The organism is Echinicola sp. 20G (assembly GCF_015533855.1).
GTDB lineage: Bacteria > Bacteroidota > Bacteroidia > Cytophagales > Cyclobacteriaceae > Echinicola.
In genome coordinates this window covers 5,146,923-5,162,500 of sequence record NZ_AP024154.1, presented here as the reverse complement: position 1 = coordinate 5,162,500, position 15,578 = coordinate 5,146,923, and the positions used below count along the sequence as shown (strand labels likewise).

Sequence of the window (15,578 nt, the reverse complement as noted above, 5' to 3'; positions counted from 1 at the left end):
TAGTACCGCAATCCTTCGGGAGCGCGGATAGCGGACCTAAGAACTTCCAAGAAAATCTTCTAGCGTTAAGCGTATATATGCCAGTACCGCAAACCGACACAGGTGGTCAAGGAGAGAATCCTGAGGTGCTCGAGTGAATCATGGCTAAGGAACTCGGCAAAATGGCCCTGTAACTTCGGGAGAAGGGGCGCCTACTCATCGCAAGATGAGAGGCCGCAGTGAAAAGGCCCAGGCGACTGTTTATCAAAAACACATGGCTTTGCGAAGTGGAAACACAAAGTATAAGGCCTGACACCTGCCCGGTGCCGGAAGGTTAAGGGGGGGCGTTATCGTAAGAGAAGCGCTGAACTGAAGCCCCGGTAAACGGCGGCCGTAACTATAACGGTCCTAAGGTAGCGAAATTCCTTGTCGGGTAAGTTCCGACCTGCACGAATGGTGTAACGATCTGGGCACTGTCTCGGCCATGAGCTCGGTGAAATTGTAGTCGCGGTGAAGATGCCGCGTACCCGCAACGGGACGGAAAGACCCCATGAACCTTTACTGCAGCTTAGCATTGGCATTGGGTAAACGATGTGTAGGATAGGCCGGAGGCTATGAAGCGGCGTCGCCAGGCGTTGTGGAGCCATTGTTGAAATACGGCCCTTTGTTTGCTTGGTGTCTAACCCGCTATGTCGGGGACATTGCTTGGTGGGTAGTTTGACTGGGGTGGTCGCCTCCAAAAGAGTAACGGAGGCTTCCAAAGGTTCCCTCAGCACGCTTGGTAACCGTGCGCGGAGTGCAATAGCATAAGGGAGCTTGACTGCGAGGCCGACAAGCCGAGCAGGGTGGAAACACGGGTATAGTGATCCGGCGGTACCGTATGGAAGGGCCGTCGCTCAAAGGATAAAAGGTACTCTGGGGATAACAGGCTGATCTCCCCCAAGAGCTCATATCGACGGGGAGGTTTGGCACCTCGATGTCGGCTCGTCACATCCTGGGGCTGGAGAAGGTCCCAAGGGTTGGGCTGTTCGCCCATTAAAGTGGCACGCGAGCTGGGTTCAGAACGTCGTGAGACAGTTCGGTCCCTATCTGTTGCGGGCGTGGGAAACTTGAGAGGATCTGACCTTAGTACGAGAGGACCGGGTTGGACGGACCGCTGGTGTACCGGTTGTGGTGCCAACTGCACTGCCGGGTAGCTACGTCCGGAAGGGATAAGCGCTGAAAGCATCTAAGTGCGAAACCCACCTCGAGATGAGGTTTCCGTATAGGGTTGTCATAGACGATGACGTTGATAGGCTGCAGGTGTAAAGCCGGAGACGGCATAGCTGAGCAGTACTAATTGCCCGAAAGCTTACCTGTGGAAATGTTGTATTATCTTTAAGTTGTCATTGTAACCAGGATATTGAATCGGATACCGATATACTACCTGTAGTATGTATGGTACAAAAGAAATCAGGCGACCTAGCCAAAAGATTTTGGGCGGTACGGCGCAGGGGATCCACCTCTTCCCATCCCGAACAGAGAAGTTAAGCCCTGTCGCGCCGATGGTACTGGGGTTACACCCGGGAGAGTAGGTCGCCGCCCTCAACTATATGCCCCCTGTCCTACACGGACAGGGGGCTTTTTTTGTGGCATAAGACATAGGAAGACTTGACCAAAACACAAGGGTTGGGATCCTGTTGGCCAGCTGAATAAACACAAAAGCCAAGGACTTTACTAAAGTTCTTGGCTTTTGTGTTTGAAAATGGCTTGATAAACCTACCAGTTTTTTAACTCTTCATATATGCGATGAACAGGAAGTCCCATTACCGTATAAAATGATCCTATTATTTTGTCCACGGCCGCATAGCCAATCCATTCTTGAATCCCGTATGAGCCTGCTTTGTCAAATGGATGGTATTTGTCAATATAATACTCCATTTCTTCCATGCTTAAGTGTTTGAAGTGCACTTCTGTCATATCATCAAAGACTACTTTTTTGGTTTTATCAAAGATGCAAACACCTGTAATGACGTGGTGAATGTTCCCAGATAGTTGCTTCAACATGTGGATGGCTTCATCTTTATCTTTTGGTTTGTTTAATACCTTTTTGTCAATAAGAACAGTCGTATCTGAAGTAATCAAAATCTCATCCTCATTCAAGTCATTTTCAAAGGCCATAGCTTTCTTTTCAGCTAAAAAAGCTGCCACTTCGTTATCTGGTAAATTGGCTGGAAAATCCTCATTTACATCTTTTAGTTTTGTGTCAAATATCAAGTCAAGACCTTTTAGAAGCTCTTGTCTTCTGGGAGATTTAGAGGCTAGGATAATTTTTTTATTGGGAAGTAAGGTTTTCAAGGATTGAAATATTTTGAATATGGATAATTGAATTCTTCACTTTTAACCGAGCCAAAGAGCAATCCGGATAAAGTTTTTGGATAAAAGTAGGTTGATTTCTGAGGTAATGTATGACCTGAATGACAAACGGCCATTACTTCTTCCATTAGGATTTCGCGCGTTATGATGGCTAGGTCTACTTCTTTGTCAGCTACTTTATGTTGGCAACGGAGCAAGTTTTTTTCATACAGCAGATTATCATCAAAACGTTGTTTTCTAAATGGAATACCTAAAACTTTGTCCACAAAGAAATAGTGAAGGACGGATAAATCCAAGTTTTTAACTGCTTCTGGAAGAGCACTGTTAAATTCATTTATCTTGTTTTCCTTTAAGACAATCAAATATGCTTGTTCTCGAAATAGTAATATGAAAGACCATTTCTGTTGTAAATTCATGGGGTCGATTTCATCAGCGTCATAAATAGTTTCAATGTCAAAATATTTTTTGCTTTTATCTAAGACGGTTTCTCTGGAGCTCCCTAATTTTTTGACTAAGCGATGAGTTGGAAGGATTTTTAAGTTATTTGACCGAGAGTTGGTCAAGTACATCATATGATAATTGTAGCCCTCATTTCCATTGTGATTTTTGTTTGATTTAGCACACTGATGTTTGTAAGAAATGGCTGCCTGCAATCGGTGATGTCCATCAGCCAGAATAATTTTTTTGTCCTTCATAAAGGATATAAAGCGTGCAATAATTGTAGCATCTGTGATTACGGATAAAACTTCCCTCACCCCTTGGTAATCCTTCAAATCATATATTGGGTTTTTAATGGATTCATCCATGTAGCCTTCTAATGAAAATGAGGCATCTTCATACAAACCATGAGTTGGACTTGACTGGATTTCTGTGGCGTTCAAGAGGTTGACTCTTTCAGTTACTGAATGGGCTATGGTGTTTTCATGCCTGAGTATTTGCTTTTCATCCCAGTCGTAAGCTCTGATGTGAATGACAAAACCTTTTCGGCAATGTTCTTTTGATGATCCGGGAAGTCTGAAATACTGGTAATAAACATATATTCCAGGAAGTTGATCTTGGATGATCACGCCCTGATCCTTCCAGTTTTTCAACAAAGAAGATGTTTCCTGCACTGTATTCTCTTTATTTGGCAGTGTAAAGTGAATACTATTGATGGGGTTTGTATACAGTAAATCTAATTGGGCTGGAGAAACTACATCAAATAGGGGGGAAGTAAGCTGCTCCAAAGAATCAGTATATCTGGGATGGTACCTCCAAGCTTTTAGCGGTAATATTTCAGCCATTCCATCTTCTTTTATTCCAATTTGAAGAATTGTTTGTCTGCTGGTCGATGTTTGAAGATTTGCTTTTGTTTTTGCCAGAAGCAAATAAATGCACAGCTATTGTCGCTAAGATTTCAGCTTCTTTCTCATCAAAGGTGTCATTTAAGTTTTCTGGAGTAAAATACCTTTCTATAAATTTTGTATCGAAATTGCCAGATCGGAATGCTTCATGGCTCATGACGAACTTAGCGAAAGAAAGTGTTGTTTCAATTCCTGTGATCTTATAGCCTTCAATAGCTCTGATCATTTTGCTAATGGCGCCAATACGGTTTTCGTCATAAGTGATCAGTTTAGCAATCATAGGATCATAGAAAATAGGAATATCCATTCCTTCGGCAAAACCATCATCAACTCGAATACCGGGTCCATGAGGCTTTTTATAGAAAGATAGTTTTCCGATGTCAGGTAGAAAGTTATTTTTTGGGTCTTCAGCATAGACACGCACTTCTATGGCATGTCCTCTTATGGAGAGGTCATTTTGTGAAAAGCTTAACTTTTTCCCTTCGGCAATATAGACCTGTTCCCTGACCAAGTCTTTTCCGGTGATCATTTCTGTTACAGGGTGTTCCACCTGAAGCCTGGTGTTCATCTCCAAAAAATAAAAGTTGAGTTTTTCATCTACAATGAACTCTACAGTTCCTGCTCCATAGTAATTACACGCTTTGGCCACATCTACTGCCGCTTTGCCCATAGCTTCCCGCATTTGCGGGGAGACTACTGCTGAGGGTGCTTCTTCTATGACTTTTTGGTGCCTTCTCTGAACAGAGCATTCTCTTTCAAATAAGTGTACAATAGTTCCATGCTGATCGCCCAATATCTGAATTTCAATATGCCTTGGAGAGGTGATGTACTTTTCTATAAAAACAGCTCCATCTCCAAAAGCGGACTTGGCTTCACTGACTGCCCGCTGCATTTGTTCTTCGAATTCACTCTCTTGCTCAACTATACGCATTCCTTTTCCACCTCCACCGGCGCTGGCTTTGATTAAGATAGGATAACCTATTTCCTTTGCGGTTCTTTTAGCTTCTGCAATGTCCGAAACAGCTTCTTCCGTTCCAGGCACCATGGGAATATTGTATTGGGCCACAGCCTTTTTTGCAGCAAGCTTACTGCCCATGATTTCTATAGCGGAAGCTGAAGGACCGATGAAGATCAATCCAGCATCTGTTACCTTTTGGGCAAAGCTTGCATTTTCAGATAAGAAGCCATAACCGGGGTGAATGGCATCCATTTTTAATGCTTTTGAAAGTTCAATGATTTTATCACCTAAGAGATAGGATTTATTAGAGGGGGAAGGCCCTAGGTAAACTGCTTCATCTGCATATTGAACATGGGGGGCATTTCTATCTGCGTCACTATATACAGCTACGGATTGAATGCCCATTTCTCGAACAGTTCTCATGATCCTCAGGGCAATTTCCCCTCGGTTGGCAACTAGGATTTTTTGTATGCTACTCATGGTTTTACTTTGGGTATTTTTAAGGTTAAAAAAGCATGTATTGAAAGATAAGAATAATGCGTGAATAACTGAAAAGCAGGGCTATTTTTGCACAGGATTATAAAAAGTGCTATTTTTGGGGGTTTTAACGAACAGTATAAGAAGTAAGCATTAAGTACTCTAAACGATTATAGGTTTTGGATATATTTGAAAAACTACACACTAATCTAGGTCCTTTGGGCAAGCATTCTGACTTGTCAGAGGGATATTTCATGTTCCCTAAATTGGAAGGAGAAATAGCTCCTAGAATGAAATTCAAAGGGAAAGAAGTCCTTACTTGGAGCTTGAACAACTACCTTGGATTGGCCAATCATCCTGAGGTAAGAAAAGCAGACCAAGAAGCAGCAGCAAGATGGGGAGCTGCCTATCCGATGGGTGCCAGAATGATGTCTGGTAATACGGATTTGCACGAGCAGTTGGAGAGAGAATTGGCAGCGTTTGTAGGTAAAGAAAAAGCTTATTTGTTGAATTTTGGCTATCAGGGTATTATGTCCGTGATCGACTCTTTGGTGGATCGTAAGGATGTGATTGTATACGATAGTGAATGCCACGCCTGTATCATTGATGCATTGAGAATGCATATCGGCAAGCGTTTCGTATTCCCTCACAATGATATGGAAAGCTTCGAGAAGCAGTTGGTTAGAGCTGAGAAGCTTACCAATGAAACCGGAGGAGGCATTCTTGTGATCACTGAAGGAGTGTTCGGTATGACAGGTAATATGGGTGACCTTAAAGGCATTGTTAAGCTTAAGGAGAAATACCAATTCAGATTGGTTGTGGACGATGCTCACGGTTTTGGAACCATGGGACCAACAGGTGCTGGAGCAGGAGAAGAGCAAGGTGTTCAAGATCAAATTGATCTTTATTTCTCTACTTTTGCTAAATCAATGGCCGGTATTGGTGCGTTTATCGCTGGTGATGAGAAAGTAGTTCACTACTTGAAATACAACATGCGTTCACAGATTTTCGCCAAGTCCCTTCCTATGGTATTTGTAGAAGGCGGGCTGAAAAGATTGGAGTTGCTAAGAAATAATTCTGAGCACAAAGCCAATCTTTGGAAAGTAGTCAACGCACTTCAGAACGGTCTTAAAGAAAAAGGTTTCAGCATCGGTACCACTACTACTCCTGTTACACCAGTTGTATTGAACGGTACTGTTGGGGAGGCTGCAACATTGAGCAAAGACCTTAGAGAAAACTATAATATTTTCTGTTCAGTAGTTATTTACCCAGTTGTTCCGAAAGGAATGATTATCTTAAGATTGATACCAACTGCGGTGCATACTTTGGAAGATGTGAAGGAGACAATTATTGCCTTTGAAGCGATCAAAGATAAGTTGACCAGTGGCTATTATAAGACCACTGAATTGGCTACTTCTTTCGGGGAATAATTTCCAAAAAAAGTGCCTGATCTGTTGTTTTATAAACATTTTGACTATATTGTTGGGAAAATAAAACTTATCATCAACCAAAAAATTAATTTTTACTATGAGCAGATTTAGTGAAATCAAGGATCTAGTTATGGCTTTGGAAGCTGATTTCGAAAAGTTCTATGACAAGGGAAACCAAGCTGCAGGAACTAGAGTTAGAAAAGGCATGCAAGATCTTAAGAATATTGCACAGGACATCCGTAAGGAAGTTCAGGATATCAAAAATCAAGGTTAATAAGTTCCTTAGTATAAAAAAAGGTGACCAGCTCAGTTGGTCACCTTTTTTGTTTTAAACGTTTTCTGACAAAAGCTTGATTTTATCCTCGAGACTTTTGCTTGCCCTTAGCAGTGGTAATCTCACTTGGTCTCCACAAACACCCATTTGCTTCAACAGGTTTTTAACCCCCACTGGGTTGCTTTCAGCATACATCCATGAGTTGATATCCAATAACCTAAAAGTAGCTTCTTTGGCTTCATCTATACTTCCATGACTGATAGACTTGAATATTTCAGGATAGGCATTGGCCAAAACAGAAATTACACCTTGACAGCCTATGGCTCTCATGGCTGCGGTAAGCATATCATCACCAGAGATCAATAAGAATCCTTCTGGCTTTTCCTTCACAATTTTCATGCATTGGACCAAGTCTCCGCTTGCCTCTTTTACCCCAATGATATTAGGATGGTCGGCCAATCTTAAAGTAGTTTCCGCTGCTACATTGGACATAGTCCTTCCCGGTACATTATAAAGGATGACAGGAATAGGGCTTGCATCAGCTACTTTAATATAGTGTTGGTAAATTCCTTCTTGCGTAGGCTTGTTGTAGTAAGGGCTAACAGAAAGCAATGCAGCAACACCAGAAAGGTCTGTATCATTGATTTCATCAATGGCTGCTTGGGTGTTGTTTGCGCCGATTCCATAAACAATAGGAACCCTGTTATTGTTAATTTTTATTGCTTCTGCAAGGACGATTCTTTTTTCTTCCCGGGTCATGGTAGATGCTTCTCCAGTGGTTCCTTGCACTACCAAATAGTCAGCGCCTCCCTGAATCACATGGTCGATTACCTTTTTCAGCCCAACAAAATCAATTTTTCCATCCTCTTCAAAAGGGGTAATCAACGCTACTCCTGTCCCAATAAATTGCTCCATTTCTAAATTATCTTCTTTAGGTATTTAAGTAAATTTTCAATATTTGATACTAGATCGTCTTTTTCTTTCGCAAGCATGAGATCCAATAGTTCACCTCCTTCAGGTGAATGAAAGCCTATTTTAAAGGCAGCATGTTTGTTTTTTGTTACTAAGTGCATGTAGGAGTTTAGGTCATCTACAGCAACAACAAAGATGTCAGCCTGATCATTTAAAAAGGATTGTAAGGATTCGTTTGGTTTACCCAATAAGTTGAAGTCATTTTGGGTAAAGTTATTTTCACTATCCTCTTCTTCATTATAATACCTTCCGGAGAAGGAAAGCTCATTAGGCCAATTTGCTCGTACAACACGCTCGATCACAAGCAAGTCATCATTTGAAGCCGCTAAAATATGAATTGATTTTATATCCTCAATTGATTTTTTGTATTTCTGGTAATCAATCGGTCTGTTTTTTTTGACTTCAAGCGCGACAAAGAACTCTTTGATCCATTTCATGTTGTCTGGATTACGTTATTGCGTATCGATCATTTTCAAAAACTCTGCCTCAGAGATTAACTTCACGCCCAGCTTTTCCGCTTTTTCCTTTTTGCTTGGCCCCATATCTTCTCCCTCAATGATAAAGCTAAGACTTTTGGAAACTGATTTTACATATGTACCACCATTTGCAGTGATCACATCTATAATCTCATCGCGTTTAAAGTGATTTAACTTTCCTGAAGCCAATATTTTCATTCCCTCCAATTTATTGCTTTCCAATTGAGGAAGGTCTGCTTCTTTGATCTCGAAATGAAGCCCATGAGTCCTTAGCCTTTCAACCATTTGGAGATGCGTTTCTTGCGCAAAAAACTCTTGAAGGCTTTGCACTAAAGTTTCTCCTACACCATTGATTTCCAGAAGAGCCTCGGTACTGGCCTCCTTCAAATCATCAATATTTTTGAAATGCTGAGCCAGAATTTGAGCAGTGTTTTCGCCAATGTTTCTTATTCCAATGGCAAAAAGTACCTTCTCAAAAGGTTGTTCTTTGGACACATTGATCCCTTGAAGCATATTTGAAATCACCCCTTCTTGAAAAGTGTTTCCCTTAAGCTTTTTGATTTTATCTTCCTGGTCACTGCTCAACTCAAAGTTGAAAGTGAGCACGATATCATGCACCGTATTGTTTTTCTGACTGATTTTGCGAAGCTCTTCCACACTGATCTGATTTCCCACAAACATGGCCAAAACTGCAGAGGTGGGCACAAAGTCTTCAATTTGATCATGTTCAAGGCCAGTCAAGAGCTCGATGAATTTTTCAAGGGAAGCAATATTTTGGCCTACTTTTTTATTTTGACTCCTGATGAAGGTTGAGAAATTCTTAAGTTTTGGGCTTTGCTCAAGCGTTTCGTTTTCCGTGAGGTATTTATCAATTGCCGAAAGGGCAATGCCTTCCGTAATAGAGAAAAGAGCTTTTCTCAGCGCTACATAAAGGTAGCCATCACTACTCTTTTCATATTGGTCCGAATTGATTTCCAGGCCTAAGAGTCTGTCTTTTTGTGATTCCAGCTCATATAGGTCTGCTGGATTTTCCACATAACCTTGATTGATCAATGCCCTGATCCTTTCCGTACCCATGCTATCAATATTCATGGCTCTCTTGGATACGAAGTGCTCGATCCTTCCCAGTATTTGAGGGGGACAGGAAGTAGTATTTGGGCAGAAATGCTTTGCTTCTCCTTCTTTGCGTTCTAGTTGGGTGCCACACTCTGGGCAGTGGCTGATGTAAGCAATTGGCAATGCATTGGGTTTTCTTTTATCGATGGCTACCCCCGTGATTTTAGGGATGATTTCTCCTCCTTTTTCTACATAAACGGTGTCTTCATCATGCAAGTCCAACCTTTTAATTTCATTGGCGTTGTGCAAGGAAGCCCGTTTGACGGTAGTCCCAGCAAGCAGCACCGGGGAAAGGTTTGCCACAGGTGTAATGGCGCCTGTTCTGCCCACTTGGTAAGTGACAGACATCAGTTCACTTTCTGCACTTTCCGCTTTGTATTTATAGGCAATGGCCCATCTGGGTATTTTGGCAGTAAAGCCTAATTCTTCTCGTTGGTCGTAATTGTTGATTTTCAGTACCACTCCATCAGTATCCAAAGGAAGCTCATGACGCTTCTCTCTCCAAGACTCGATATAGTCAAATACTGAATTGATATCTGTACAGTTTTTGTAAGTAGGGGAGATATTAAACCCCCATTCTTCCAACAAGTGCATGGCCTCAAAGTGATTGTCCACACCGATGTCATCGCCAAGGAGTTGGTAAAAGTAGCAATTAAGCCTCCTTTTAGCTACCACGCCGCTGTCCTGCATTTTTAGGGTTCCAGAGGCCGTGTTTCTTGGGTTGGCCAAAAGGGCTTCTCCATTGGCTTCCCGCTCCGCATTGATTTTTTCAAACTCTTTAATGGGGAGAAAGATCTCTCCACGTACTTCAAATTTTGCAGGGATATTTTCTCCTTTTAAATAGAGAGGGATATTTTTAATGGTTTTGACGTTTTCGGTCACATTGTCTCCTCTGAACCCATCTCCTCGGGTGACCGCTCTTACCAGTTCTCCATTTTCATAAACAATACTTATGGCTACTCCATCAAACTTTAGTTCACAAAAATAAGTATATGCTCTATGCCCCAAACCTTTGGCTACGCGCTCGTCAAATGCCAGCAATTCCTCCTTACTGTAGGTGTTGCCCAAAGACAGCATTCTGGTTTCATGCTCAACAGTTTCAAACTCCTTGGTAATGGTTCCTCCAACTCGAAGTGTAGGACTGTTTTTATCTTGGTATTCTGGAAATTGTTCCTCTAAGCTGGCCAATTCTGCCAAAAGTTGATCAAACTCATAATCACTGATTTCACTCTTGTCTTCTTGATAGTAAAGATGGTTGTGACGATTGATAATCGTTGTCAATTCAGCAATACGATTTTGGACTTCTTTGTTCGAAACGCTGCTCATGTAGGTCCTGTAGTATGTTTTAAAATGAATGTCCAAATCTACATTTTTTAGGTGAATTTAGCGGATACGAGACCTGTATAATTTAGAAAGCTTAGCTATTTGGAGCTTAATGGCTATATTTGAGAGTCAGTTAGGAAGGAAATGAGTAATAAGCAAGAAGTAGAAGTAAAAATCATGGAAGCAGCAAATGAGCTGTTTTTCAGAAAGGGATTTAAAAATACCACGATGGACGATATTTCCAAGAAATTGGGAATGAGTAAAAAGACTGTTTACCAGTATTTTCCAGGCAAATTGGAGCTATTGGAAGCCTCTTTTAATCTATTGAAGACAAGACTTGGGCTAAAAGTGGAGACGATTCTTCAAAACGAGGAATTGACTTTTTTGATGAAGTTAAAATCAATGCTGTCTGCTATAGCCAAGGATTTGGCTCATATCAATCCTGATTTATTAGCGGATTTAAGGGAGCATGTTCCGGCAGTATGGGCTGCTTTGGAAGATTATATCAGGACTTCGGCCTATTTGCGTTTTCAGCGTTTGATTCAGGATGGGATAGATCAGGGATTGGTCTCTGATCATGTGGATAAGAGTATGGTAGTGATTTTGTATGCCTCTGCTATCCAAAACTTAATTGACCCTAGGTTTTTGGCGCAATTTCCCAGGGAAATGGTGACAAGTTTGAAAGTAAATCCTGCCAAAATATATGATCAGGCCATTTCGATTATCTTTGAAGGAATTTTGACTCCTGAGGCCAGAGAAGAATACATCAAACAAAAATAGGAGGAAGCCTAAAAGCTAGGCCTCATCTTCTCCAAATGCTTTTAAAATGTCTTCCTCGGTTAGCCTAAGCTTGGTTTTACATTCCTTTACCAGTTTGCTGGCTTCGCTGACCAAAGCCGATAATTCATCGATGCTCTTTTCATCATCCTCCAAGAGTTGGACGATTTCCTCGATTCTGGCCATGGCCTTATCATAACTGAAATTCTCTTTATTGCTCATTTTTATGGATAGAATTGACGGTACTTTTAATAACTTCCTTGCTGGTGTATGTTGTCAGGATATCTCCAGCTAATATTGCTACCTGTTTTAAAGGTTTTCCATTGATTTCTGACCTGGTATAGCCTTTTTGGAAAAAGGTCATAGGGTCTAGCCTGCTAAGATCTTTATTAAGTCTTTCCAATTTTAGTTTTTCCTGTGATAAAATTGACCTGGTAAGTTTCTTGAAGTTTTCATCCAAGTGATCCAATTGCTTGGATTTGAGTTTGATCAATTGTCCTGAACGGGATATAATATTGTACTGTGACCTTAATGTTCTTTCTTTCTCTCGGTTAACTTGGGAAAGGAAGATACTTTTGAGTAGATGTTCTGTATTGTTGATCCTTCGATCTTCTTTTTGTAGCTGGTAAGCAGCGTGTCTTTCCAATTGTTTTAAGCGGCCTTCGATTTGGTCTTCAAAATCCCTAAATCCTGAAAGAATAAATTCGGCCACTGCAGTAGGTGTTTTCATTTTGCTGTGCGCTACCATGTCAGCAATGGATTCATCCCTTTCATGACCAATGCCGGTAACTACTGGCAAGGTCGTATTGGCGATAGCCCTGGCCAAGTTGTAATCGTCAAAACAATCAAGGTCCAGCTGTGCACCGCCCCCACGAATGATGATCAATAAGTCAAAAGAATGTTCCTGAAGTTTTTCTTCCACTTCATTGATTGCATGGATGATGCTACTGGCTGCTTGATCTCCTTGCAGGGTAGCAGGGAAAAGCTTCCAATGTACTTTATACCCTTCTCGATTGTGATCAACTTGGTTGGTGAAATCCCCAAATCCAGCAGCATTGGGAGAGCTGATTACAGCAACTCTTTGTGGGACCTTGGGAAGAAGGAACTGTTTATTGAGATTCATCAGTCCTTCCTTATTGAGTTGGTCTATGGTTTCTTGGCGTTTTCTTGCCTTTTCCCCCAATGTGAAGTTGGGGTCAATATCTTTGATATTTAAGCTTAGACCATAGACTTCATGGAATTGAACACCAACTTGCGCAAGGACCTTCATGCCACTTTTGATAGGTTGCCCGGTAATATGGGTAAACCTGGAAGCAATTCCTCGGTAAGTGTAAGACCAGATATTGGCTTTGATTTTGGCTAAGATCTGCTGTTCACTTTTCTCCACCAGTTCCAAATAAGCATGCCCCCTAGGGGAGTCCCTGATTTCTCCAATCTCTGCGATGACCCAATATGAGGGATCCAGATGACTATCAAGGACTTGTTGGATTTGTTGATTAAGCTCTAATAAGGAAAGTGGACTTAGCATGTGACAAAGTAAATAAAAAATAGGGAAGAGGAATTGGAATCAGCTATCTTTCTATAAAGGTATGGGATTAATGGGACACCATACAATAAATGAAATTCCTTTGGTTGGGTTTTGCAAGCATATCAATATGGTATTATATATCACTAATCTGGTGCAATTATAGTATTGGTCCAAGCCCTACCTTTGTCTTAAACAAAATAAGAGAACTATGAATTGGAACGGAGTTTTTCCTGCTGTCACCACGAAATTTCATGCTGATGGTAGTATCGATTATGATATGTTTTTTGTTAACCTTGAAGCTCAAATTGAGGCAGGAGTGAGTGGAGTGATTTTGGGCGGGACACTCGGTGAATCCAGTGTCTTGGACGATGAAGAGAAGCTGGAGTTGACACAAAAGACTATCGAGAAGATAGCTGGCAGGGTGCCTGTAATTCTCAATATTGCAGAGGGGTCTACCTCCAAAGCGGTATATTGGGCCAAAAAAGCGGAGGAAATTGGAGCGGAAGCATTAATGCTCTTACCTCCTATGAGGTACCCGTCAGATCATAGGGAAACCGTTACCTACTTCAAGACCATTGCCAATGCGACTTCTTTGCCAATTATGATTTACAATAATCCTGTAGATTATAAAACTTACGTGACTTTGGAAATGTTTGATGAGCTTATGGAATGTAAAAATATCCAAGCTGTGAAAGAGTCCACCAGAGATGTTTCCAATGTGACAAGGATGAAAACCAGGTTTGGAGACCGTTACAAGATTTTGTGTGGAGTGGATACCCTCACCATGGAAAGTGTCTTGATGGGAGCAGATGGCTTGGTTGCTGGCTTGGTATGTGCCTTTCCAAAGGAAACAGTGGTATTGTTTGATTTAATCAAAGAAAGGAAAATTGATGAGGCTCTGGCCATTTATAGGTGGTTCTTGCCATTGCTAGAGTTGGATATTCATCCTAAATTGGTACAATACATCAAGCTTGCTGAGCAAATGGCAGGTATTGGGACTGAGCATGTCCGTGCACCGAGGTTAACCTTGGTAGGAGAAGAAAGAAACAAAATTGAAGCGGTCATTCAAAAAGGTTTGGATCATAGACCGGAAATAACATCTTTAAAAACCAGCGTGTAATGCAAATAGATCAGGTATTAAACCAATCCACAAAAGCATTTAAGCAATATAAAAACACCTCAATTAAAGAGAGGGCCAACTTCCTAAGGAAAATAGTATCCTGCCTTGAAGAGGTAAAGGAGGAATTGGTCTCTACAGCATGTGAGGAGTCCCATTTACCAGAAGGTAGAATCTCAGGCGAGTTTGGCAGAACCACAGGTCAAATAAAACTCTTTGCTTCTTACATTGAAGAAGGCAGTTACCTAGAGGCTACCATCGATCATGGGGATCCGGGAAGGACTCCAGCTCCCAAGCCAGATTTGCGTCGGTACTTAGTTCCGATTGGGCCTGTGGCTGTTTTCGGAGCCAGCAATTTTCCTTTGGCATTTTCTACCATCGGGGGAGACAGTGTGTCCGCGTTGGCTTCAGGCTGTACTGTGGTCTATAAAGGTCACCCATCTCATCCAAAAACCTCTTTACTGGTCTTCAGTGCCATTCAAAAAGCTTTGGAAAAAGCTGATTTGCCTAAAGGGGTTTTCCAACATGTGGAAGGAGGCATAGCAGAAGGTCAAGCATTGGTAAAACATCCACTGACTAAAGCAGTTGGATTTACTGGTTCTTTCAAAGGAGGAAAAGCTTTGTTTGATTTAGCAAACAGCCGTCAAGAACCCATTCCTGTTTATGCAGAGATGGGAAGCACAAACCCTATTTTTGTAACGGAAGGGATGCTTCATGGAGACATTGAAAATTTGGCCGGTCAGTATGCGCAATCATTGACCATGGGCGTGGGACAGTTTTGCACGAACCCGGGCATTATCTTTATTCCTGAAAAGTATGCTCACACTTTTGCCGAAAAAGCTGGTGCAGTTTTGGAAGGCATCGATGGACAGACCATGCTCAATGGAGGTATCCAAAAGGCTTACAGTAGTGCATTAGGTGACTTAGCGCAATCTGAAGGATTGAACTGGAGCAAAAAGGCAATTGACACGGGCTTGGGAGAACCTGCTTTGGCCATGACCAATGTCCAAGATTGGCTTGCAAACAAGTCTTTTCAGGAAGAAGTTTTTGGTCCCTTTGGAATCGTGGTTTCTTATAAAAATCAGGAAGAGCTCCATGACGTTGCGGAACAGCTTCAGGGTCAATTGACCATCACCCTTTGGGCCGAAGAGCAAGAGTTAAAGGAGCTAGGAGAATTGATCAGTCAGCTTCAAGAGAAATGCGGAAGATTATTGTTTAGCGGAGTTCCTACCGGCGTGGAAGTTGGGTATGCCATGCAACATGGAGGACCTTACCCTTCTACTTCTGACAGCAGAAGTACCTCGGTCGGGGTATATGCCATCAAGCGGTTCTTGAGGCCTTTGGCCCTTCAGAATTGTCCGGATCAGTTGTTGCCAGAAGCTTTGAAAGAATCCAATCCATTGGGAATACCAAGAATAGTGGATGGGAAATTGGTGCCATAAAGTTCTTGTAT

General features: G+C 41.8%; 13 protein-coding genes and 2 rRNA genes (1 of these 15 only partly in view). 7 read left to right on the top strand and 8 right to left on the bottom strand.

Going from position 1 to position 15,578, the window contains the following annotated elements; all coding sequences use genetic code 11:
* Both JL001_RS20770 and rrf read left to right on the top strand, forming a co-directional pair.
* Window positions 1-1,338, top strand: a 23S ribosomal RNA gene (locus JL001_RS20770) (it extends 1,538 nt beyond the left edge of the window).
* Between the two features lie 116 nt (window positions 1,339-1,454).
* Window positions 1,455-1,566, top strand: a 5S ribosomal RNA gene (rrf, locus tag JL001_RS20765).
* Between the two features lie 171 nt (window positions 1,567-1,737).
* On the opposite strand, the gene JL001_RS20760 is transcribed toward rrf, so the two are convergent.
* From JL001_RS20760 to JL001_RS20750, 3 genes are read right to left on the bottom strand one after another with little or no spacing between them, the layout of a single operon-like run.
* Window positions 1,738-2,316, bottom strand: coding sequence for a Maf family nucleotide pyrophosphatase (locus JL001_RS20760; protein ID WP_200979585.1), 579 nt, complete (start codon window positions 2,314-2,316; stop codon window positions 1,738-1,740).
* On the bottom strand, window positions 2,313-3,617 hold the full coding sequence (locus JL001_RS20755; RefSeq protein WP_200979583.1) for a DUF1015 domain-containing protein: 1,305 nt from the start codon (window positions 3,615-3,617) through the stop codon (window positions 2,313-2,315). The genes JL001_RS20760 and JL001_RS20755 overlap by 4 nt, the downstream gene beginning before the upstream one ends.
* Window positions 3,610-5,115 carry an acetyl/propionyl/methylcrotonyl-CoA carboxylase subunit alpha gene (locus JL001_RS20750; protein ID WP_200979580.1) on the bottom strand — a complete coding sequence of 502 codons (1,506 nt, stop codon included), beginning with the start codon at window positions 5,113-5,115 and terminating at the stop codon, window positions 3,610-3,612. The genes JL001_RS20755 and JL001_RS20750 overlap by 8 nt, the downstream gene beginning before the upstream one ends.
* A 176-nt stretch (window positions 5,116-5,291) precedes the next feature.
* On the opposite strand from JL001_RS20750, the gene JL001_RS20745 reads away from it, so the two are divergent.
* Together JL001_RS20745 and JL001_RS20740 are read left to right on the top strand one after the other, a co-directional pair.
* Entirely contained in the window at window positions 5,292-6,542 is a 1,251-nt protein-coding gene (locus JL001_RS20745; protein WP_200979578.1) for an aminotransferase class I/II-fold pyridoxal phosphate-dependent enzyme, read from the top strand.
* A gap of 97 nt (window positions 6,543-6,639) precedes the next feature.
* Window positions 6,640-6,816 (top strand): histone H1, encoded by a 177-nt coding sequence (locus tag JL001_RS20740; RefSeq protein ID WP_192012212.1) that lies wholly within the window; start codon window positions 6,640-6,642, stop codon window positions 6,814-6,816.
* Between the two features lie 54 nt (window positions 6,817-6,870).
* On the opposite strand, the gene dapA is transcribed toward JL001_RS20740, so the two are convergent.
* Genes dapA through ligA form a run of 3 tightly spaced genes read right to left on the bottom strand, consistent with a single transcriptional unit; the run spans window position 6,871 to window position 10,706 of the window.
* Window positions 6,871-7,731 (bottom strand): 4-hydroxy-tetrahydrodipicolinate synthase, encoded by an 861-nt coding sequence (gene dapA / locus JL001_RS20735; RefSeq protein WP_200979576.1) that lies wholly within the window; start codon window positions 7,729-7,731, stop codon window positions 6,871-6,873.
* 2 nt (window positions 7,732-7,733) lie between these two features.
* Window positions 7,734-8,225: a hypothetical protein gene (locus JL001_RS20730; RefSeq protein WP_200979574.1), complete on the bottom strand. Its 492-nt coding sequence runs from the start codon at window positions 8,223-8,225 to the stop codon at window positions 7,734-7,736.
* Window positions 8,226-8,240: 15 nt separating this feature from the next.
* Window positions 8,241-10,706, bottom strand: coding sequence for an NAD-dependent DNA ligase LigA (ligA, locus tag JL001_RS20725; RefSeq protein ID WP_200979572.1), 2,466 nt, complete (start codon window positions 10,704-10,706; stop codon window positions 8,241-8,243).
* Window positions 10,707-10,847: 141 nt separating this feature from the next.
* Here ligA and JL001_RS20720 point away from each other — a divergent pair, with 141 nt between their 5' ends.
* On the top strand, window positions 10,848-11,483 hold the full coding sequence (locus JL001_RS20720; RefSeq protein WP_200979570.1) for a TetR/AcrR family transcriptional regulator: 636 nt from the start codon (window positions 10,848-10,850) through the stop codon (window positions 11,481-11,483).
* A gap of 15 nt (window positions 11,484-11,498) precedes the next feature.
* On the opposite strand, the gene xseB is transcribed toward JL001_RS20720, so the two are convergent.
* Together xseB and xseA are read right to left on the bottom strand one after the other, a co-directional pair.
* The gene (xseB, locus tag JL001_RS20715) at window positions 11,499-11,702 is read right to left on the bottom strand and encodes an exodeoxyribonuclease VII small subunit (RefSeq protein WP_200979568.1); all 204 of its coding nucleotides are present in this window, start codon (window positions 11,700-11,702) and stop codon (window positions 11,499-11,501) included.
* The gene (gene xseA, locus JL001_RS20710; protein ID WP_200979566.1) at window positions 11,692-13,008 is read right to left on the bottom strand and encodes an exodeoxyribonuclease VII large subunit; all 1,317 of its coding nucleotides are present in this window, start codon (window positions 13,006-13,008) and stop codon (window positions 11,692-11,694) included. The genes xseB and xseA overlap by 11 nt, the downstream gene beginning before the upstream one ends.
* 208 nt (window positions 13,009-13,216) lie before the next feature.
* Between xseA and JL001_RS20705 the strand changes: the two genes are divergently transcribed.
* Both JL001_RS20705 and JL001_RS20700 read left to right on the top strand, forming a co-directional pair.
* Window positions 13,217-14,128, top strand: a complete 912-nt coding sequence (locus JL001_RS20705) for a dihydrodipicolinate synthase family protein (protein WP_200979563.1) — start codon at window positions 13,217-13,219, stop codon at window positions 14,126-14,128.
* Window positions 14,128-15,567: an aldehyde dehydrogenase (NADP(+)) gene (locus JL001_RS20700; protein WP_200979561.1), complete on the top strand. Its 1,440-nt coding sequence runs from the start codon at window positions 14,128-14,130 to the stop codon at window positions 15,565-15,567. The genes JL001_RS20705 and JL001_RS20700 overlap by 1 nt, the downstream gene beginning before the upstream one ends.
* Window positions 15,568-15,578 lie beyond the last annotated feature (11 nt).